Annotated in this window: 14 protein-coding genes; 7 read left to right on the top strand and 7 right to left on the bottom strand. The window is 38.2% G+C overall.

The window, feature by feature from the left end; genetic code table 11:
- Window positions 1-2: 2 nt before the first annotated feature.
- Together PWU04_RS00400 and PWU04_RS00405 are read right to left on the bottom strand one after the other, a co-directional pair.
- The gene (locus PWU04_RS00400; protein WP_274473821.1) at window positions 3-1,358 is read right to left on the bottom strand and encodes a UDP-N-acetylmuramate--L-alanine ligase; all 1,356 of its coding nucleotides are present in this window, start codon (window positions 1,356-1,358) and stop codon (window positions 3-5) included.
- A 43-nt stretch (window positions 1,359-1,401) separates the two neighbouring features.
- Window positions 1,402-2,355: a tetratricopeptide repeat protein gene (locus PWU04_RS00405; protein WP_274473822.1), complete on the bottom strand. Its 954-nt coding sequence runs from the start codon at window positions 2,353-2,355 to the stop codon at window positions 1,402-1,404.
- 151 nt (window positions 2,356-2,506) lie between these two features.
- Between PWU04_RS00405 and PWU04_RS00410 the strand changes: the two genes are divergently transcribed.
- Entirely contained in the window at window positions 2,507-8,554 is a 6,048-nt protein-coding gene (locus PWU04_RS00410; protein ID WP_274473823.1) for an alpha-2-macroglobulin family protein, read from the top strand.
- Window positions 8,555-8,880: 326 nt separating this feature from the next.
- Here the strand turns inward: PWU04_RS00410 and PWU04_RS00415 are convergent, their stop codons facing one another.
- From PWU04_RS00415 to PWU04_RS00430, 4 genes are all read right to left on the bottom strand, one after another.
- On the bottom strand, window positions 8,881-9,606 hold the full coding sequence (locus PWU04_RS00415) for an SDR family oxidoreductase (RefSeq protein ID WP_274473824.1): 726 nt from the start codon (window positions 9,604-9,606) through the stop codon (window positions 8,881-8,883).
- A gap of 83 nt (window positions 9,607-9,689) precedes the next feature.
- Entirely contained in the window at window positions 9,690-10,208 is a 519-nt protein-coding gene (locus PWU04_RS00420; RefSeq protein ID WP_274473825.1) for a DUF4136 domain-containing protein, read from the bottom strand.
- 118 nt (window positions 10,209-10,326) lie between these two features.
- Window positions 10,327-11,325 (bottom strand): GTPase ObgE, encoded by a 999-nt coding sequence (gene obgE / locus PWU04_RS00425; RefSeq protein WP_274473826.1) that lies wholly within the window; start codon window positions 11,323-11,325, stop codon window positions 10,327-10,329.
- A gap of 79 nt (window positions 11,326-11,404) precedes the next feature.
- Window positions 11,405-12,514 carry an adenylate kinase gene (locus tag PWU04_RS00430; RefSeq protein WP_274473827.1) on the bottom strand — a complete coding sequence of 370 codons (1,110 nt, stop codon included), beginning with the start codon at window positions 12,512-12,514 and terminating at the stop codon, window positions 11,405-11,407.
- A 171-nt stretch (window positions 12,515-12,685) separates the two neighbouring features.
- Here PWU04_RS00430 and PWU04_RS00435 point away from each other — a divergent pair, with 171 nt between their 5' ends.
- From PWU04_RS00435 to PWU04_RS00455, 5 genes are all read left to right on the top strand, one after another.
- On the top strand, window positions 12,686-13,852 hold the full coding sequence (locus tag PWU04_RS00435; protein ID WP_274473828.1) for a 5-(carboxyamino)imidazole ribonucleotide synthase: 1,167 nt from the start codon (window positions 12,686-12,688) through the stop codon (window positions 13,850-13,852).
- A 4-nt stretch (window positions 13,853-13,856) separates the two neighbouring features.
- Entirely contained in the window at window positions 13,857-14,339 is a 483-nt protein-coding gene (gene purE, locus PWU04_RS00440) for a 5-(carboxyamino)imidazole ribonucleotide mutase (RefSeq protein WP_274473829.1), read from the top strand.
- A 166-nt stretch (window positions 14,340-14,505) separates the two neighbouring features.
- Window positions 14,506-16,533, top strand: coding sequence for a M3 family metallopeptidase (locus tag PWU04_RS00445; RefSeq protein ID WP_274473830.1), 2,028 nt, complete (start codon window positions 14,506-14,508; stop codon window positions 16,531-16,533).
- A gap of 50 nt (window positions 16,534-16,583) precedes the next feature.
- On the top strand, window positions 16,584-17,141 hold the full coding sequence (locus tag PWU04_RS00450; protein WP_274473831.1) for a sigma-70 family RNA polymerase sigma factor: 558 nt from the start codon (window positions 16,584-16,586) through the stop codon (window positions 17,139-17,141).
- A 9-nt stretch (window positions 17,142-17,150) separates the two neighbouring features.
- A complete protein-coding gene (locus tag PWU04_RS00455) occupies window positions 17,151-17,402 on the top strand; it encodes a hypothetical protein (protein ID WP_274473832.1) in 252 nt (83 codons plus the stop codon).
- On the opposite strand, the gene PWU04_RS00460 is transcribed toward PWU04_RS00455, so the two are convergent.
- Window positions 17,399-18,232: a UbiA prenyltransferase family protein gene (locus PWU04_RS00460; RefSeq protein WP_274473833.1), complete on the bottom strand. Its 834-nt coding sequence runs from the start codon at window positions 18,230-18,232 to the stop codon at window positions 17,399-17,401. The genes PWU04_RS00455 and PWU04_RS00460 overlap by 4 nt on opposite strands.
- Before the next feature lie 123 nt (window positions 18,233-18,355).
- Here PWU04_RS00460 and gcvP point away from each other — a divergent pair, with 123 nt between their 5' ends.
- Window positions 18,356-21,205: an aminomethyl-transferring glycine dehydrogenase gene (gcvP, locus tag PWU04_RS00465; RefSeq protein ID WP_274473834.1), complete on the top strand. Its 2,850-nt coding sequence runs from the start codon at window positions 18,356-18,358 to the stop codon at window positions 21,203-21,205.
- Window positions 21,206-21,253 lie beyond the last annotated feature (48 nt).

Genomic DNA, 21,253 nt, shown 5'->3' on the forward strand with positions numbered 1-21,253 from the left:
TTTTACTCCACCAAACCTTTCACTTCCTCAAAATCCAAACCACCATAGTTACCGGAACTCATAAGTAACAGGGTTTTATTGTCTAAGTTTTGAGAAAATAGGAATCGTTTAAAATCCTCTGGATTGGTATAGATTTTTAAATCATTTCGTTCAAATGCTTTAGCTATTTGATCGTGGGTTACTTCATCAAGCTGTTTTATCTTAACGGCCTCTGGCGAATAAAACACGACAGCTTCATCGGCAGCATCCAAGGCGCCTTTGTATTCTTTAAGAAATTCGGCATTCAAGCTACTGTAAGTATGCAACTCTAAACACGCCAATAGTTTTCTACTGTTAAACTGTTCTTTTACAGCTTTTGTTGTTGCTGCTACTTTACTTGGTGAATGGGCAAAATCCTTATACGCTACACTTTTTTTACCTTCAGCAATTTTCTCTAAACGTTTACTAGCACCTTTAAATGTCGAGATAGCCTCATAGAAATCTTCCTCATCAATTCCCATATGCTGACAAATCCATTTAGCACCAGCCAAATTATTAAGATTATGGGCGCCAAATACTTCTATTGGCATTGGTCCATCGGGAGTTTCCAGCATGGTTTCGCCGTCTTCCACAGTATACTCTGGGGTGTAATACGGAATTTTTCTAATAGGGTTTTCCGAAGCCTCAACCACTCGTGCAACTTCTGCATCCTCACCATTATAGGTTATACTTCCCCCCTTTACAATACTATCCACAAAAATACTGAACTGCTCTACGTAGTTTTCGTAAGTAGGGAATACGTTAATATGATCCCAAGCAATACCACTTAACAAGGCAATATTAGGTTTATACAAATGAAACTTAGGCCTTGGATCTATTGGTGAACTCAAATACTCATCCCCTTCTAAAACAATAAAGTCGTTATTCTCTGTAAGTTTAACCATTACATCAAAGCCTTCCAATTGAGCACCAACCATAAAATCTACATCTATATTATGGTAATGCATCACATGGAGAATCATAGATGTAATAGTTGTTTTTCCATGACTTCCACCAATAACAACTCTGGTTTTGTGCTTACTCTGTTCGTACAAAAACTCAGGATAGGAGTAAATTTTAAGTCCCAATTCCTGTGCCTTAAGCAACTCCGGATTATCAGCTTTAGCGTGCATTCCCAAGACAACGGCATCTAAATCGCTGGTTATTTTTTCTGGAAACCAACCAAAGTGTTCAGGTAAAATACCTTTAGCATGCAAACGTGATTTTGAAGGCTCGAAAATAGTATCGTCACTTCCGGTTACCTGATATCCTTTTTCCTGTAAGGCCAATGCCAAGTTATGCATAGCGCTTCCGCCTATGGCTATAAAGTGTACGTTCATAAAATTGTTTTGTGGATGGTAAAGATAGTATTTTTAAGTGTTTTTAGAGATTTTGAATACGTTGCTTCTCCTGAAGGGCTTGATTAAAATTTGAATTGGCAGCCAACGCCTTATTTATCCATACCAAGGCTTCACTCTTATCTCTTTTTAAACGATAAATCTGCGCTAATCTATAGTATGCCTGTTCAATAGAAACGGTATCTTTTCCTGAATAATTGGAAATAAATTGCTGCAGAGCATCTTCTCCTTTATCGAGCTGAATATTATGCTCTGCACATACCTCACCAATAAAAAACTGAAACTCATTTAACGGATTATGCTTATTACCCAATTCGTAATTAGCAATGGCTTTTTCTGGACGCCCCCAAGATACATACAGCTTAGACAGCTTAGTGTAACAGGTTACCGATCTTCCAACAGTCAAGGCTCTTCTGTAATAGTACTCTGCATTTTTATTATCGTCGTCACATTGATAAATATACCCCTTAGCCAGATAACCGTCTACAACAGACAACTCCTCCAATTCATTGGCATATTTTAATGCGCTATCCATACTTCCGCCTATAATTCCTGGCAGTTGCATATAGTACTCCACCAAGGCCCAGCGGACATCAATATGTTTAGGATCCAATTCAGCCCCTTTTAAAAAAGCCTCTTCCACATCGTCAATCATGGTTAAAGCCCTAAATTTATTCACGGACAAGGCTTTCATACCCATTGCGCCACCGTATTTATAATGATACTCGGCATTTTTAGGCTGAAGGTCCACAAGTCTTCTATATACCTCTATGGCATGATCCCATTCTTTTTGATTGGAATATGCATCTCCTAGCAATTCTAATCCTTCTTCATCATTGGGAGATTCCTCTACATAGGGTTTTAAAAGATTTTCAACTTTTTTAAACTGTCCTGAAGCCATTAATTTATACGACTGCTCGACAGCATTTTGCCCTACAAACACTGAGGGAAACATCAATAAAAACAGTAATAATCGCATATCGTTCTTTATGGGTTTCCTAATATAAGGTTTCTTGTGGTATTGTTTTTGATTTGTTGATAAATTAATGTTTCTATTGAACGAATTTGGTTACTTTCATACTCAAATCAATCATAGAAAATTCTAAATCCAACAATTTAATTTCTAGTCTATGAGACATCTCTTGCTTTGTTTTAGTTTATTTTTCTGTATTAGTTTATTCTCCCAAGATGATTACTATGAAAAGGAATGGGAAGAAGTCATCTCTTTAGAGCAAGAGGGCCTTCCCAAATCCGCTTTAACTTTAGTGGAAAAGCTATCCAAACAAGCCGAGCAAGATGGCAATACTCCACAACAGATAAAAGCCTTACTCTTTAAAAGCAAATACGCCTTAATTCTTGAAGAGGATGCGCAGCTAAATATAGTTAACGATTTTAAGGATGCTATTAAACAACAGAAAGCACCAGCTAAAAACGTTTTAGAAAATATTCTGGCTAATCTTTATTGGCAATATTTCCAACAAAACCGTTACCGCTTTTACCAACGAACCAAAACTGAAGAGAAAGTTGATGAAAATGATTTTCGCACTTGGGATTTGGAAACTCTTTTTACCGAAACCCATAAATATTTCCAAAACTCACTTAACAACGGCCTCATACTACAGCATACACCTGTAGAAAACTATAAGGTATTACTAGATACAGTTAAGAACTCGAAAACCTATCGCCCTACCCTATTCGACTTACTGGCTCATAATGCCCTTGAGTTTTATAAATCGACTGAACATAGTGTTACCAAACCAGTCTATGCCTTTGAGATGGACAATCCGAAATATCTGGCCGATGCAAAAACATTTTCTAGATTAAAACTAGAATCGAAAGATTCTACAGCATTAGAGCTTAATGCTATTAAAATCTACCAACGTTTAATTAATTTCCATTTAAAAGATGATAAACCCGATGCTCTGGTAGATGTAGATATATCCAGATTGCAATATGTTCGAGAGCACCTTACTTCTTCTGAAAAAGATAGGCTTTATTTAGAAACCTTAACAAATTCCAGTAAGGAGTACACCAGTAAATCTGTTTCTGGCCTTTACGATTTTGAGATTGCCCGACTATGGAATAATCAAGCGAATGAATACCATCCAAAAACCAACGACACTAATCGTTGGAAACGTAAAGACGCTTTACAACTCTGCAATAAAGTTATCAGTACATTCCCAAATAGTGATGCAGCAAAACAATGCACTACACTTAAATCTAGCATCCTTCAACCTTCAATTGGCATAACTTGTGAAGCTCATTTACCTATAAACACCAACTCCAAACTGTTGGTACAGTATAAAAACATTAAGCAAATTAATTTATTTGCTTACCCACTTACATTCGATCAAGTTAAAGCTTTCAATCAGATTTACCGTGAAGACGAGCAAAGAGCGTTCATCAAAACATTAAAAGCTTCAAAGGATTGGAATGCTCAATTACATGACGAAAACGATTATCAGAATCACACAACAGAAATCCTTTTACCGCCTCTTGAAAACGGACATTATCTTATTGTCGCCAAAGTAAATAATGAAAGTAACATCTTAGGGTTGACAACCACACAGGTTACAAACCTAGCCTTAGTGGAACAAAGTGATACTAAAAGACAAGTTTACCAAATCATAGACCGCAATACCGGTAAATCAATCACCTATACCAATGTGATTGTCAATTACATAAAAGACTACAGTTCACCAAAAATAAGCGAAACACATAAAACAAACGAAAAAGGAGAGTTTTGGATTGATAAATCCGAGACCATCAATCGTAGAAATATACATTTCGAAATTAACCACAAAGGAGACAAAGCCCATTTTGGCGACTACTATATCAACAGAACCTATCGAGGCAACGGAAATGAAAACAAAACAAAATACAGTGCATTTATTTTTACAGACCGTAGTATATACCGTCCCGGGCAAACCGTATACTTTAAGGCTATTGCCATAAAAACTAAAAATGGTAAGTCTGAAGTTTTACCAAACGAAGAAATCTATGTTGACTTAAGTGATGTCAATGGTGAGGAGATTGGTGAATTGGAACTAATCACTAATGAATTTGGCTCCGTAAGTGGACAATACATCCTCCCCAAAAATGGATTAACCGGTCAATATACAATAGAGGCATTCAGTGACAACATTGACTGGTCCGAAGCCTATATTTCTGTTGAAGAATATAAGCGTCCAAAATTCAAAACCGAATTTAACCCTATAACTGATATTTTTAGGGTAAACGACAGCATTGAAGTAACCGGACAAGCTTTAGCTTATGCAGGAAGCAACATCAGTGACGCTCAAGTAACCTACCGTGTTCATAGAAAAGTAGAGTTACCACGCTGGTATTATTGGCACCGTCCTATGTACACCAGCGAACCGCAGGAAATAGCCTATGGCACAACCACAACCAATGACAAAGGGAAATTTACCATCCTCTTCAAAGCTATTCCAGACACCGATGTAGAAAGGGCTAACAATCCTATTTTTCATTACGAAATCACTGCCGAAGTTACCGACATTAACGGAGAAACAAGAACCACTACAACTACAGTAAACGTCGGCTATCATACGTTAACCGCTTCAATATCTATAGCAGAGGAATTGGATAAATCACTGAAAGACCATAAAATCAATATAAACACCCAAAACCTCAACGGAGAATTTGTACCTGCAAACGGAACAATACGCATCTATAAATTACAGGCCCCAGACAAGGTTTTACGCAACAGACCATGGGCTGCACCAGACTACCCTGGATTTACCGAAAGTGAATTTAAAACGCTCTTCCCCCATGAAGCCTATCAAGATGAAAACAATCCTGATTACTGGAAGAAAGGCGCATTGGTATTTAATGGTGATTTCAATACCGACATCTCCAAAACCATGGCCTTAGGAAAAATAAAAAACTGGGAGTCGGGTCTGTATATTATAGAACTAGAAAGCAAAGACCGCTTTAATCAAGTTATAAAAGATCAGGCTAGGATACGCCTTTACAGTAACAAGGACAAAATTCCAGCAGACAACCAGTTGTTCTCTATTTCTACGGATAAAACAACCTATCAGCCAAAAGATGAAGTACAATTAAGCTTAGGTACAACCTTCGATAATTTGGCGGTAACAATTGCTATTGAAAAAGACCACATCATTACTAAAACCCAAACCATTCAACTGACAAAAGAAAAAAAGACAATCAATATCCCGGTAAACAAAGCCGATCTTGGTGGCTTTACAATACACTACAGCTTTGCCTTCCAAAACACTTTTGAAAGCAACAGCATAACCATCTCTGTTCCCTACCCTAAAACAGATTTGGAAATAGAGACCGTTACTTTTAGGGATAAACTGGAGCCAGGTACAGACGAACTATGGCAATTCAAAATAAAAGGCCCAAAAGGAGAACAGGTTTCCTCTGAGCTTTTGGCAAGCATGTACGATGCTTCATTGGATCAGTTTAAGCCTCACCAATGGCAATTCAATCCATTACAAAAATCAACTTACTACTCGTATAACCATCGAGGTAATGGCGGTAGCTTTGGGACTAAAGGATTTCGAGTTTACAATCCAGTCAACAGAACATCTTACTTCACCAAACGCTATGATCAATGGAATTGGTTTGGGTTTAGTTTTGGAAATCGCTACTTCATAAGACAACTCGAGAGTCAAGTTGCTGGAGTTGTTATCGAAGAAGACAATGCATTAAACGAAGAAGTAGTGGCTGTAGGCTATGGTACTGCACCAGAAGTTCAAAAAGCTGAAGCTGATACCACGAATGGCTACCTACAGGGAGAAGCAACTGGCGTAACTATTGAAGAAACAACCAATTTCTCAGACGTTCAAATTCGTAAAAACCTTGAAGAAACTGCCTTTTTCTTTCCCCAGCTACAAACTGATAAAGATGGAAATGTAAGTTTCAGCTTCACAACACCCGAAGCTTTAACTCAATGGAAATTGCAACTTTTAGCTCATACCAAGACATTGGAAAATAAAGTAGAAACACTTGAAACCGTTACCCAAAAGCAGCTTATGGTTATTCCTAATGCGCCACGCTTTTTAAGGGAAGGTGATAAGATTATTATTAGCAGTAAGATTAGTAACCTTTCTGAAGAAGCATTATCTGGGCAAGCGGCTTTACAATTGTTTGATGCCCTAACAGGAAACCCAATAGATGAACAGCTACAAAACAGCAACAATATTAAACTGTTTACGGTAGATGAAAAAGGGAACACCCAAATATCATGGAGTTTATTTATTCCAGAAGGCATTAAGGCAGTTCAATATAAAATCATGGCAAAAGCTGGAGACTTTAGCGACGGTGAACAAAATGCATTACCTGTATTATCCAATCGCATGATAGTTACCGAAACCCTCCCCATGTGGGTGAAGTCTGGTGAAACGCGAACATTCGTATTGGACAAACTAAAAACCAACACATCTACTACACTGAAAAACCATAAACTCACATTGGAAATCACTTCCAACCCTGCTTGGTATGCAGTACAAGCATTACCTTATCTTATGGAGTTCCCTTATGAATGCAACGAGCAAACTTTCTCCCGCTATTACTCCAATGCACTTGCAAGCCATATTGCCAATTCCAACCCTCGTATTAAAGAGGTATTCAACCAATGGGCATCTCAAGATGCACTGATTTCCAATTTGGAGAAAAACGAAGAATTAAAATCGTTATTGATTCAAGAAACCCCTTGGTTACGCGATGCCCAAAGTGAAGCAGAACAGAAAAAACGAATTGGATTATTGTTCAACCTAAACAATCTAAACAACCAATTACAAGCCAATCTTAAAAAACTCGAACAAAACCAAATGAATAATGGAGCTTGGTCTTGGTTTAATGGCGGACGCCCTAACCGTTTTATCACGCAACACATTATCAGCGGATTTGGACACCTTTCAAAACTTAATGTCAAATCGAGCGGAGTCGAGACTTCTCAAATGATTCAAAAAGCTGTCGCCTATCTCGACGGTGAATTCATCAAGGAATATAAGGATTTAACCAAATACAATAAAGATATCGATCTTAGTCAGGACCATCTAAGCTATTCTCAACTGCATTATTTGTACATGAGAAGCTTTTACCCTGATATTAAAAAATCCAAAGAAACTGAAAAAGTAACCGATTATTACCTTACACAAATCGAAAAATATTGGTTAAAACGTTCACTTTATGCAAAGGGATTAATGGTGTTGATTTCCCATAGAAATGACAACTCAAAAATGACCGACAAAATCATAAAATCATTGAAAGAAACCAGTATCACTTCCGATGAACTGGGAATGTACTGGAAAGACAATACCAACTCCCTGTATTGGCACCAAGCTCCTATTGAAACACAAGCTTTGATGATTGAGGTATTCAGTGAGGTTGCTCCAGACACAGAAACTATTGATCTATTAAAAATATGGTTGCTTAAAAACAAACAAACCAATAGCTGGAAAACCACTAAAGCTACTACAGAAGCAGTCTACGCACTATTACTACAAGGCAGCGATTGGTTAAGTGTTACTGATACTGTAGATTTAACGATAGGGGGAGAATCTATTGCGGAGGAAAAACTGGATGAAGTAAAATCTGAAGCTGGTACTGGTTATTTCAAAACGTCTTGGACAGCAAACGAAATCACTCCCAATATGAGTGAGGTTACCATCACCAAAAACGATAAGGGTATTGCTTGGGGAAGCTTATACTGGCAATATTTTGAAGATTTGGATAAAATCACACCCGCCGAATCACCGTTTCAGTTAAAAAAACAACTTTTTAAAAGAACCTATTCAGATACTGGTGAATTGCTAACTCCAATCAATGAGAATTCAACATTAAAGGTTGGTGACTTAGTTCGTGTTAGAATTGAGCTGCGATCCGACCGTGCGATGGAATTTTTACACATGAAAGACATGCGCGCTTCAGGATTGGAACCTCTAAATGTACTATCGCAATATAAATGGCAAGATGGTTTGGGTTATTATGAAAGTACTAAAGATGTCGCTACCCATTTCTTCTTTGACTATTTGCCCAAAGGTGTATTTGTATTCGAATACGATTTAAGGGTAAACAACGAAGGAGAGTTCTCAAATGGTATTACAACCATTCAAAGTATGTACGCTCCAGAATTTAGCAGTCACAGTGAAGGCATTCGCATAACTACAATAGGAAACAATTAATTCAAATGTTTACTAAAGAAAAAGCCGCAAAAAATATTTTGCGGCTTTTTTTATATCAATTCAGCTTAACAATTTAAATTCTTAAGTCCTTTTTATTTTTCCTAACTAGCAAGTTTACCAACATGGGTAACACAAAAACAAATAATGAAGTGAATATAGAATCCATTAAATCTTTATCCATAAAAAAATACATAATTATAAATAAAGCTATTGAACATAACACATAAGAAGCTACAGACAATTTAATTGATATTCCACTCATAGGATTTTCATTATTATAATTGCGAATATAATCTATTTGGAATTGTGACAATAAAGAATCGACCTTATTTTACAGGTGGCATCGCTGGTCGCACCTCAATCTTGCTAGGTAAGGTTCTTGGATTCATTTTCAACAGATCTACCACCATTTGCCCTAGATCTTCAATCTGTATTTTCCAAGCATCACTGGAATCTGGTTCGTTACCATTAAAATAAGTAGAAACAGAACCCGGCATAATGGTACTCACTTTTATACCATATTGCCTTAGATCTAACATTACAGCTTGAGTGAATCCTGTTAATCCGAACTTACTGGCATTATAAGCAGAACCTTGAGCAAAGAAATTTGTTCCTGCCAAACTGGAAATCGTAATATAATACCCTTTACTTTTCTTTAAGGCCTCCACACTAGCTTTAATGGTATAAAATGGCCCCGTTAAGTTAGTATCTATAGTTTCTTGCCATTGCTGAGCAGTTAGGTTTTCTATACTACCAAAATGACCTATCCCTGCATTCGCTATAACAATATCCAATTGACCAAACTCTTTTATAGTAGCATCAACAGCAGCTTTCTGACTGTTAAAGTCTCTAACATCGGCTGGAATCCCAATTGCTTTTGCTCCAGTATCTATTGTTTTGTTCAATGTGTTAGCGGCAACTTCTACCGATTCTTTTTCTCGCCCGGTAATGGCAACATGAATTCCTTCGTTCATTAAACATTGAGCTATTCCGTAACCAATACCCTTGGTTCCACCGGTTATCAAAGCAACTTTATTATTTAATTCTATCATGACTTTAAGTGTTTTCCCAAATTTAAGAAATAGAGCAAAAACATTTAAGGGAACAAGGAAAAGATGTTTTCCATATAGGAAATCTACTTAGTCTTTGGAGGGTACCCATCCAAAACCTTATCGACAATACGCTGTAAAAAGTCTTCTCGCTCAGTTGGAGTAGCAGAAGAACTAAGCGTCCCTGCGCTTATAGCTTGCCATATCAATCCTTTATCCTGATCTACAAAATTGAAGATAATCTCTCGGTTTAGATTACTATATCCCAACGGTATTCCTACAGACACACCTCCACCAACATCGCCTCCTGTTCCTCCAACACCAATACCAACATTACTTTGTTGGGTGTCTTGGTAAGTTGAACTGCGGATATCAACCAAAAAATCGGGGTTATCCGATTTAGCGAATCCCATGTCTTGCATTTTGGTATCAAAAGCACTGAACAGTCGTTTATTGTCCAATTCACTTAAACCGGTATTAATATCAGAAAAGTAATTGTAGGTTTTGTACTGCGTAAAGTCTATGGTTCTGTCGTAGTCGTAGTTTACTTGTACGCCACAAGAAACCAAGGCAGCAATTAAGGCAAACGCCAAGAAGTATCTCATATTCAACTTGTATTAGTTTTAACACAAGTTAATGAAAACCAATGATATTGAAAAAGGGTCCAATACAACTTTGAAAGTTAAGTTACATTGGACTCTTTTAAACTAAATATTTTTATGATTAATCATTCAGCATTGACCAAAGCTTATCCTTAAGTTCGGTAAGTCCTTTTTGGGCAACAGATGAAATAAACATGTAATCTACTGGTAAGGTTTCATCCAACTCAGCTTTCAATTCGGCTTTAAGCTCATCATCCAACATATCGGATTTGGAAATCACTACAAAGCGTTCCTTATCCAACATCTCTGGATTATATCGTCGTAATTCATCCAAAAGAATATCGTATTGTTTCCTAACATCATCTGCATCAGCTGGAATTAAAAACAACAGTGTTGAGTTACGCTCTATATGTCTTAAAAAGTAATGCCCTAAGCCTCTTCCTTCGGCAGCTCCTTCAATGATACCAGGAATATCTGCTATTACAAAGGTTTGGTAGTCGCGGTATTTCACAATACCGAGGTTAGGTTTCAATGTAGTAAACTCGTAATCGGCTATTTTTGGTTTAGCCGCAGTTAGCACCGACAGTAAAGTAGATTTCCCTGCGTTAGGAAAACCTACCAAGCCAACATCGGCCAATACTTTTAATTCTAGAGTGATATTCTTTTCCTCTCCGGGAATACCTGGTTGCGCATAACGAGGTGTTTGGTTCGTAGCACTTTTAAAATGCCAGTTCCCCTTACCTCCTTTACCACCTTCAGCAATGATTCTTTCTTCACCATGCTCGGTAACCTCAAAAAGGATTTCATTGGTTTCGGTATCGCGAATTACCGTTCCCAATGGCACCTCCATATACACATCAGCACCATCGGCACCAGTACTACGCTGTTTTCCACCGGCACCACCATGCTCGGCTTTAAAGTGTCTTTTAAACTTATAGGTAAAAAGAGTCCAAAGGTTTTTGTTTCCCTTTAGGATAACATGCCCTCCACGACCACCGTCACCACCATCAGGGCCTCCTTTGGCAATATACTTTTCACGGTGTAAGTGCATAGAACCTTTCCCTCCTTTACCAGAAGACACATGAAGCTTTACATAATCTACAAAATTCCCTTCAGTCATAATCGTTGTGTACTTCCGTAATGTGCACGAAAGTGTTTATCAAAAAAATTGAAATCAGTCTAAAATCTATTTTAGTGCATTACAGTGAATCGATAACATCACTCAAACGCTGAGTAATCTCGGCAATGCTACCAACCCCGTTTACACCATAATACTTATTCTGCTCAGAATAGTAATTCTTTAAAATTGCAGTTTTGTTATAGTATTCTGTGATACGGTTTCTAATAATAGATTCATCTGCATCATCAGGTCTACCACTTGTTTTTCCACGCTCCAACAAACGTTCTACAAGAATTTCATCTTCAACTTCTAAAGCGATCATTGCACTAATAGCAGAGTCCTTGCTTTCCATCAAGCTTTCTAAAGCTTTAGCTTGAGCTTCAGTTCTTGGAAAACCGTCAAAGATAAATCCATTGGCTCCAGCGTTCTTTTCTACCTCGGCTTCAAGCATATCGATAGTTACTTGATCTGGTACCAACTCCCCTTTGTCGATGTATGACTTCGCCAACATCCCCAAAGCGGTTTCATTTTTTATGTTATATCTAAATACATCACCAGTAGAGATGTGTACTAAATTGTATTTTTCCTTTAAAAATTCGGCTTGCGTACCTTTTCCTGCACCCGGAGGTCCAAACAGGACTAAATTTGTCATGTGTTGTGTTGTTTTTATTTGGTAAACTTCGGGTAAATCACGCCCTAACCCATCGTAGTCCAGTCCGTAACCTACAATAAATTTATCAGGGATTTCAATACCCACATAATGTATCTTAAAATCACGTTTGTATGCATCTGGCTTATAGAATAGTGTCGCAATTTTCAAGTCCTTTACATTTTCGTTCTTAAAAATGCGGTGCACTTCTGCCAGAGTACTACCAGTATCAATAATGTCTTCCAGAATAACCACTGTTCGTCCAGTTAAATCTTGGGTTAGCCCAATAAGTCTCTGAATATCTTCAGTTGACTTCAACCCTTCGTATGAAGCGAGTTTAATAAATGTCACTTCACAGGGTTTTGGATATTTTTTCACAAAATCGCTCACAACCATGAACGATCCGTTTAGAATCCCAACAAATACGGGCACCTCGTCACCTACATCAGCTGCAATACGGTCTACCATATTTTGTAGGGTAGCGTCTATTTTTTCAGAAGAAATGAACGGTTTAAAGTATTTGTCGTGAAGCTTAATCATGGAAGACTAACTTAATTTTTTGGTTAATTCTTGGCAAAGATAATGATTTGATACCGATTACAGTATACCACTCACTAAATTAGCCTTTTTGCCCGACTTTTATTCCTGTGGATTACATATTTAAGTGTATTTTTGCAGCTACTGAAGTAAATACGTAGCTAAACAAACAACATGAATTATTTTTCCTCAGATTTTAAGCTTGGAATTTTAGGTGGTGGTCAACTTGGTAAAATGATGCTTACCGAAACCCGAAAGTTCGACATTTACACTGCCGTTATGGATGCCAGTAACGATGCTCCTTGCAAAATAGCCTGTAACGAATTTCACCTTGGTGATTTAATGGATTTCGATGCCGTTTACAACTTCGGAAAGCAGGTAGATGTACTTACCTTCGAAATCGAAAACGTTAATGTAGACGCTTTGGAGGCATTGGAAAAAGAAGGTGTGAAAGTTTACCCTTCATCAAAAACACTAAGAACCATCCAAAACAAAGCCAAACAAAAACTGTTTTACACCGATAACGAATTACCTACAGCTCCTTTTACCCGCTTTGCTTACACTAGCGAAATTAAGGATGCAATAAACAACGGAGGGCTTACACTGCCTTTCGTCTGGAAGAGTGCCCAGTTTGGATACGATGGTCAAGGTGTAAAAATCGTTAGAAACGCAAACGACCTTGATGGATTGCCAAACGTTGAGTGTATTGCTGAGACTTTGGTACCTTTTAAGAATGAATTAGCTGTAATAGTTGCCAGAAACGCTAAAGGTGAAATTGCAAGTTACCCTGTCGTGGAAATGGAGTTCCACCCTGAAGCCAATCAAGTGGAATATGTAATCTGTCCTGCTAGAATAGACGAAAACGTGATTAAAAAAGCGGAAGAAGTTGCTCTAAAAACTTCAGAAGCATTCAATCACGTTGGCCTTTTGGCTGTGGAAATGTTCCAAACACAAGACAATAATATTTTGATCAACGAAGTTGCTCCACGCCCACATAACTCAGGTCACCAAACCATTGAAGCGAGTTACACCTCGCAATTTGAGCAGCACGTACGCGCCGTACTAAATTTACCTTTAGGTCGCACCGACAGTAAAGTTGGCGGTGTAATGGTTAATTTGGTTGGCGCAGAAAACCATACAGGCGATGTCGTTTACAAAGACATTGAAACCATTATGGAAATGGACGGTGTTACACCTCACATTTACGGTAAGCGTCAAACACGTCCTTTCAGAAAAATGGGGCATGTAACCATTGTTCACGAAGACATAAATGAAGCCCGTCGTGTAGCAGAAAACGTGAAGAAAACCATTCAAGTAATAAGTAATACAACTACAAAATAAAGATATGAGTAAAGTAGGAGTTATCATGGGAAGCAAAAGTGATCTTCCCGTAATGCAAGATGCTATAGATATTTTAAAAGGATTTGACATTGAAGTGGAAGTCGATATTGTATCGGCACACCGTACGCCAGAAAAATTGTTCGATTACGGTAAAAATGCTCACCTGAGAGACATTTCGGTAATTATTGCTGGAGCTGGTGGTGCAGCACACCTACCTGGAATGGTAGCTTCATTATCTCCTCTACCGGTTATTGGTGTTCCTGTAAAGAGCAGTAACTCCATTGACGGATGGGATTCGGTACTATCTATTCTTCAAATGCCTGGTGGAGTACCTGTTGCAACAGTTGCCTTAAATGGTGCAAAAAATGCAGGCATCCTTGCTGCACAGATTATAGGTTCATCAGACAAATGTGTACTAGACAAAATCCTAGTTTACAAAGAAGGTCTAAAAGCAAAAGTTGAAGAGTCTGCTAAGGATTTAAGCTAAATAAAAAAGCCTCGAGTAACCTCGAGGCTTTCATTCGCTATTAATCAATATTTTTTATGAGTAACCAACTCTCATGAAAAAAATCGATGCAAAAATAGCATATTCCCCCAATATATCCATAACTTTTTCAACACTTTAACATTAATTCATATTCTAAAGATCAAATATGTCGGTTTTATTAGAAACTTTCAAAACAAAATACAATACAGCTCCATTTTACGCAATAGAAACTAAGGATTACCTCCCTGCAATCAAGCAGTTGATCACAAAGACTAAGGAAGAAATTAGTACCATAACGTCAAATCCTGAACCCGCTTCCTTTAAAAACACAATTGAGGCCTTGTCTTTTTCTGGCCAACAATTGGATCGTGTAAGCAGTATTTTCTTTAATCTAAACTCTGCCGAAACCAATGATGAAATTCAAGCATTAGCACAACAGATTTCTCCCCTTCTTGCTGAGTTTGCTAACGACATTACGTTGAACACTGCACTTTTTGAACGTGTAAAAACTGTTTACAAGCAGAAAGAAACGCTTAAGCTAAGTCCTGAACAGCACACCCTACTTGATAAAAAGTATAAAAGCTTTACTAGAAACGGAGCGAACTTAGTCGAAGACAAAAAACAAGAACTACGTGCCATTGATAAGGAATTAAGTCAATTAAAACTAAAGTTTGGTGAAAATGTTTTAGCGGAAACCAATGCTTTCGAAATGCACATTACTGATCAAGAAGATCTGTCTGGTCTACCAGAAGGCGCTATAGAAGCTGCAAAGCAATTGGCTGAGTCTAAAGACAAAGAAGGTTGGATTATTACTCTAGACTACCCAAGCTACATTCCATTTATGACCTATGCCAACAATAGAGAGCTTCGAAAAAAACTAGCATTAGCTTTTGGCAGCAAAGGATTTCAAGGCAACAAACACGATAACCAGTCTAACGTATTACGTATTGCTAACTTACGTCATAAACGCGCACAGCTATTAGGATATAAATCGCATGCGCATTTTGTACTAGAGGAGCGTATGGCTGAAACTCCGGAACAAGTTTCAAGCTTTTTAGAAGAACTATTGGAAAAGGCAAAGCCAGCCGCTCAAAAAGAATTCGAAAAACTAACAGAATTCGCCATGCAGCTGGATGCAATTGACCATCTTGAAAAATGGGACGGTGCTTATTATTCTGAAAAATTAAAGCAAAAGCTTTTCGATCTTGATGATGAGAAGTTGAAACCGTATTTTAAATTGGAGTATGTAATTGAGGGGGTATTCACTGTAGCTCAAAAACTTTATGGTTTACATTTTGAAGAAATTCATGATATCGACAAATACCATGAAGAAGTGATGACCTACAAGGTAACTGATGACCAAGGAGAATTGGTTGCCATTTTCTACGCCGACTTCTTTCCTAGGACTGGAAAACGTAACGGCGCATGGATGACATCGTTTAAGCCACAGTTTATCAAGGAAGGTAAAAATGAAAGGCCGCATATTTCTATTGTTTGCAACTTTACCAAGCCAACAAAAACAAAACCATCATTATTAACCTTTAACGAGGTTACCACTTTATTCCATGAATTTGGGCATGCCCTGCACGGAATGTTAGCCAACACCACCTATCCTAACCTTTCTGGAACGAGTGTTTACTGGGATTTTGTTGAATTACCAAGTCAAATTTTGGAAAACTGGTGTTATGAAAAAGAAGCTCTTGAACTATTTGCCAGACATTACGAAACTGGAGAAGTAATTCCAATGGATTTGGTAAAAAGAATAAAAGACGCTTCGAACTTTCATGAGGGCATGCAAACCTTAAGACAGTTAAGCTTTGGACTTCTTGATATGAGTTGGCACGGTCAGGACCCATCGCATATAACAAACGTTAAAAACCAAGAACAAAAAGCTTTTGAAGGCACACAGTTATATCCTGATGTTGCCGAGAACTGTATGAGTACTTCATTCTCTCATATTTTCCAGGGCGGATATTCATCAGGGTACTACAGCTACAAGTGGGCTGAAGTATTGGATGCCGATGCTTTTGAGTACTTTAAGAAGGAAGGGATTTTCAACAAAACGGTTGCCGACAAATTCAAGAATAACATTTTAAGTCAAGGAGGAACAGAGCACCCTATGGAACTATACAAACGTTTTAGGGGCATGGAACCAAATCCTGAAGCCTTATTAAAACGTGCCGGGCTTATATAGGTGTTTTCTGATTTTTTTGGCTAATTTTGATAGAATAACATTCATTATTTATGCCAACCAACGCTCTCAATCCTAAAAAATGGGTCAATCGTTATGCCGATTACCTATTTAACTATACCATTACTAGGGTTAATGATAGAATTGTGGCCCAAGACTTGGTTCAGGAAACATTTTTGGCAGGATTAAAATCAATGAAAAACTTTAAGGGACAGGCCAGTGAACGCACTTGGCTTGTTTCTATCTTAAAACGGAAGATTATTGATCATTATCGCCGAATCAACTCCAAAAAGGGTCAGGCTGAAGTCCGGATAAACTATCGCAGCTATGAAGACGAGGAAGGCGATTGGCTGGAAGAGCAAGTAGCAGATGAACGCTATAGAAACATAGAAGAAGAATTCGAAAATTCTGAGCTTGGTGATGCCATCTACGAATGTATAGATAAACTACCTGAAAAACAGGCTCAGGTTTTTATGATGAAAACCATTCAAGGATTGGATACCGATACAATTTGTAATGAACTGAAAATAACACCGTCTAATCTTTGGGTCATTATCCACAGGGCTCGAACAGCCCTCGCCAACTGCCTAAAAGACAACTGGTTTAAATAATGATAAAATATGAAATTGAGCATTAAGTGTGACGAAGCAGGTCATATCTGTGATAAATCGCAATACAAAGAAGCGTCACTTTGGGAAAAAATTATCCATTCCATTCACTTAGCATATTGCAAGGCTTGTAGAAAACATACACAGGACAACAAAAAACTAACGCATTCAATTGAAGATTCTGACATTAAATGGTTGGACGAAGAAACCAAAGAACAAATGAACAAGACTTTGGTAAAAGAATACCAACAACTTCAGATTTAGAGCATATAGTAAGCTAATATAAGCCATAATAAAGGTAAGCCTTCTGCCCAAAATGAACTATAATATTCTCGCTGGTCTATTTTAGAACCAAGAACCACTCCTCCTGTAATCAATGAAACTGCAAAAAGGACGACAACTTGATATGCATCGACTGTGGTCTTTAAAAATTCCATCAAGAAGAAAACTACCAATAAAATAATCCCTAGCATTTTGGTGCGCTTCACGCCTATTTGTTGTGGGATTGTTGCCAATTTAACACTGTCGTATTGTAAGTCCCTAATTTCGAAAGGAATCATGAGAATCAATACGTAAACAAAGCGTTGAACACCTGTAATAACCACATCAATTGTTATAGAATACTTACTATTAATTATCGGCATAAAAACTGTTACTCCACTCCATACCAACCCAATAACATACACTTTAACCCCACTAATACTCCTTAGGTTTTGTTGCTTATCTAAAAGCATTCGTTTTGGCAACATAGGAATAGCATACAAAAAAGTAACTATAGCAAAAATCCCTATATAAACTATAGTACCAACTTGCAACTTTGTTGTGAAATATCCCAGAGCCAAAAAGCAGAAAAAAGAAAAAACCTGGATTACTCTCAGCCACTTCGCCAAGCTCCTGTGGTGAAATTTTGCCAAACCAAAGTACTTTACAAAGTTATATCCAGTAATGCTTGCAAAGAACACAAACAACAATAGGTTTAAATCGCAATCTAGGTCAAATTCAACCCAAGTTACCCAGGTAAGGGCACACACAGAAAGAGCCACATGAATGCTACTATTGAGATAAAAATCAAAAAGCTGCCTTAAGACTCCCATAACACAAATGTACACAAAGTGTTAACAAGTTTAACAGGGTATAAAAAACTTTCAAAAGTATGATGCAAAAAACCCTAATAATTGTGTAATTTTGCGCATTCAAAAAAACACAACTATATCGTAATGAATACAAATGCTTTCGCGCTGCGTCATATTGGCCCTAGAGAAACAGACCAACAAGAGATGCTAAAGACCATTGGTGTTGATTCCATCGAACAATTAATTTACGAAACCATTCCAGACGATATCCGTTTACAAAAGGAACTGGAACTGGACGCTCCGATGAGCGAGCAAGAATACCTTACTCACATTCTTGAGCTTTCAAAGCTTAACAAGGTATTCAAGTCGTATATTGGTTTAGGGTATCACCCAACAATCCTTCCTCCGGTTATTCAGCGTAATATCTTAGAAAACCCAGGATGGTATACTGCCTACACCCCTTATCAGGCTGAGATTGCACAAGGTCGTTTAGAAGCGTTATTGAACTTCCAAACCATGGTAACAGACCTAACAGGTATGGAATTGGCTAACGCCTCATTATTGGATGAAGGAACTGCTGCAGCCGAAGCTATGAGTTTACTGTTCGCTGTTCGCGACCGTGCTCAGAAAAAAGCTGGAGTAAACAAGTTTTTTGTTTCCGATGCTGTATTACCACAAACACTTTCTGTTCTTAAAGCCCGTGCTTTACCTATTGGAGTGGAATTGGTTGTAGGTGCAGAAGCTGATTTCGATTTCTCATCTGAATTCTTCGGTGCTTTGTTACAGTACCCAGGAAAATGTGGTATGGTATCAGATATCAAAACCTTCATTGCGAAAGCTAACGAAAACGGAATTAAAGTAGCTGTTGCTGCCGATATCCTAAGTTTGGTAAAACTAGAAGCTCCTGGTAAATTTGGTGCTGATGTTGTAGTTGGTACTACTCAACGTTTTGGTGTACCAATGGGATATGGTGGACCTCACGCTGCTTATTTCGCTACTAAAGAAGCCTATAAAAGAGATATTCCAGGACGTATTATTGGGGTAACTAAAGATAGAAACGGTAACCGTGCATTGCGTATGGCGCTTCAAACACGTGAACAACACATTAAGCGTGACCGTGCCACTTCAAACATTTGTACTGCTCAGGTACTTTTAGCTGTAATGGCCGGAATGTACGCTGTTTACCACGGACCAGAAGGATTGAAGTTTATCGCCAATAAAGTACATAACTCTGCTGCTACTTTGGCTGATGCTTTAGAAAAACTAGGTTACTACCAAGCAAACACATCTTACTTCGATACGATTAAGATTAAAGCTGAAGCTGCCAAGATTAAACCAATAGCTGAAGCTAACGAGGTAAACTTCTACTACGCAGACGACAACACAGTAAGCATCTCTATCAACGAGACTACGAATATTGCTGATCTAAACAAGATTGTAGCCATCTTCGCTGAAGCTAAGGGTTCTGAAGCAATTACTATTTCTGAATTAACTGAAAGCAACCATATCGATTCTTCATTAGTAAGAACTTCTGAATTCTTAACTCTTGATGTTTTCAACCATTACCACTCAGAAACTGAGTTAATGCGTTACATTAAAAGACTAGAGCGTAAGGATCTTTCTTTAAACCACTCTATGATTTCATTGGGGTCTTGTACCATGAAATTGAACGCTGCAGCTGAAATGTTACCATTAAGCTGGCCTAACTGGGGTGGTATGCACCCATTTGCTCCTGTTGATCAAGCTAAAGGGTATACTACTGTATTGACTGAGTTGGAAAACCAACTTACTGAAATCACTGGATTCTCGGCAACTTCATTACAACCAAACTCTGGTGCTCAAGGAGAATTTGCCGGACTTATGGTAATTAAAGCTTACCATGAATCTAGAGGTGACCACCATAGAAACATCTGTTTGATTCCTTCTTCTGCACACGGAACCAACCCTGCCAGTGCCGTTATGGCCGGTATGAAGGTTGTTGTGACCAAGAGTACAGACCAAGGAAACATCGACGTTGATGATTTACGTGAAAAAGCAGAATTACACAAAGACAACCTTGCTGCTTTGATGGTAACTTACCCATCTACACACGGTGTATTTGAATCTGCTATCTGCGAGATTACTAAAATTATCCACGACAACGGTGGACAAGTTTATATGGATGGTGCTAACATGAATGCTCAGGTAGGTTTAACCAACCCTGGGAAAATTGGCGCTGACGTTTGTCACTTGAACCTTCACAAGACTTTCGCTATCCCTCACGGTGGTGGTGGACCAGGTGTAGGACCAATTTGTGTTGCTGAACAATTAGTTCCTTTCTTACCAGGTAACCCAGTTATTAAAACTGGAGGAGAGCAAGCTATCGACGCTATCTCTGCAGCGCCTTTTGGATCTGCATTGGTATGTTTGATTTCTTACGGATACATCAAAATGTTAGGCGCTAAAGGATTGTTGCAATCTACAGAAACAGCAATCTTGAATGCCAACTATATTGCTAACAGATTCCAAGGACACTTCGATACGTTGTATTCTGGAGAGTGTGGTCGCGCAGCTCACGAAATGATCGTAGATTGTCGCCCGTTTAAAGCGAATGGTATTGAAGTAACTGATATTGCTAAGCGTTTGATGGATTACGGTTTCCACGCGCCAACAGTATCTTTCCCTGTTGCTGGAACTTTAATGATCGAGCCTACTGAAAGTGAGAGCAAGCAAGAAATCGACCGTTTCTGCGACGCAATGATCTCTATTAGACAGGAAATTAATGAAGCGACTAAAGAAGATGAGAACAACGTATTAAAAAATGCACCTCACACAATGGATATGCTTACTGCCGATACTTGGGATTTACCATACAGCAGAGAAAAAGCAGCTTACCCATTAAGCTTTGTTAAAGACAATAAATTCTGGCCATCTGTAAGACGTGTAGACGATGCTTATGGAGACAGAAACCTTATCTGTACTTGTGCTCCTATCGAGGATTATGTAGAAGCATAAGATTAGATATATAAATTTTACGCTAAAAGGCCTTCTTGAATATGAAGG

The organism is Mangrovimonas aestuarii, from assembly GCF_028767185.1.
Lineage (GTDB): Bacteria > Bacteroidota > Bacteroidia > Flavobacteriales > Flavobacteriaceae > Mangrovimonas_B > Mangrovimonas_B aestuarii.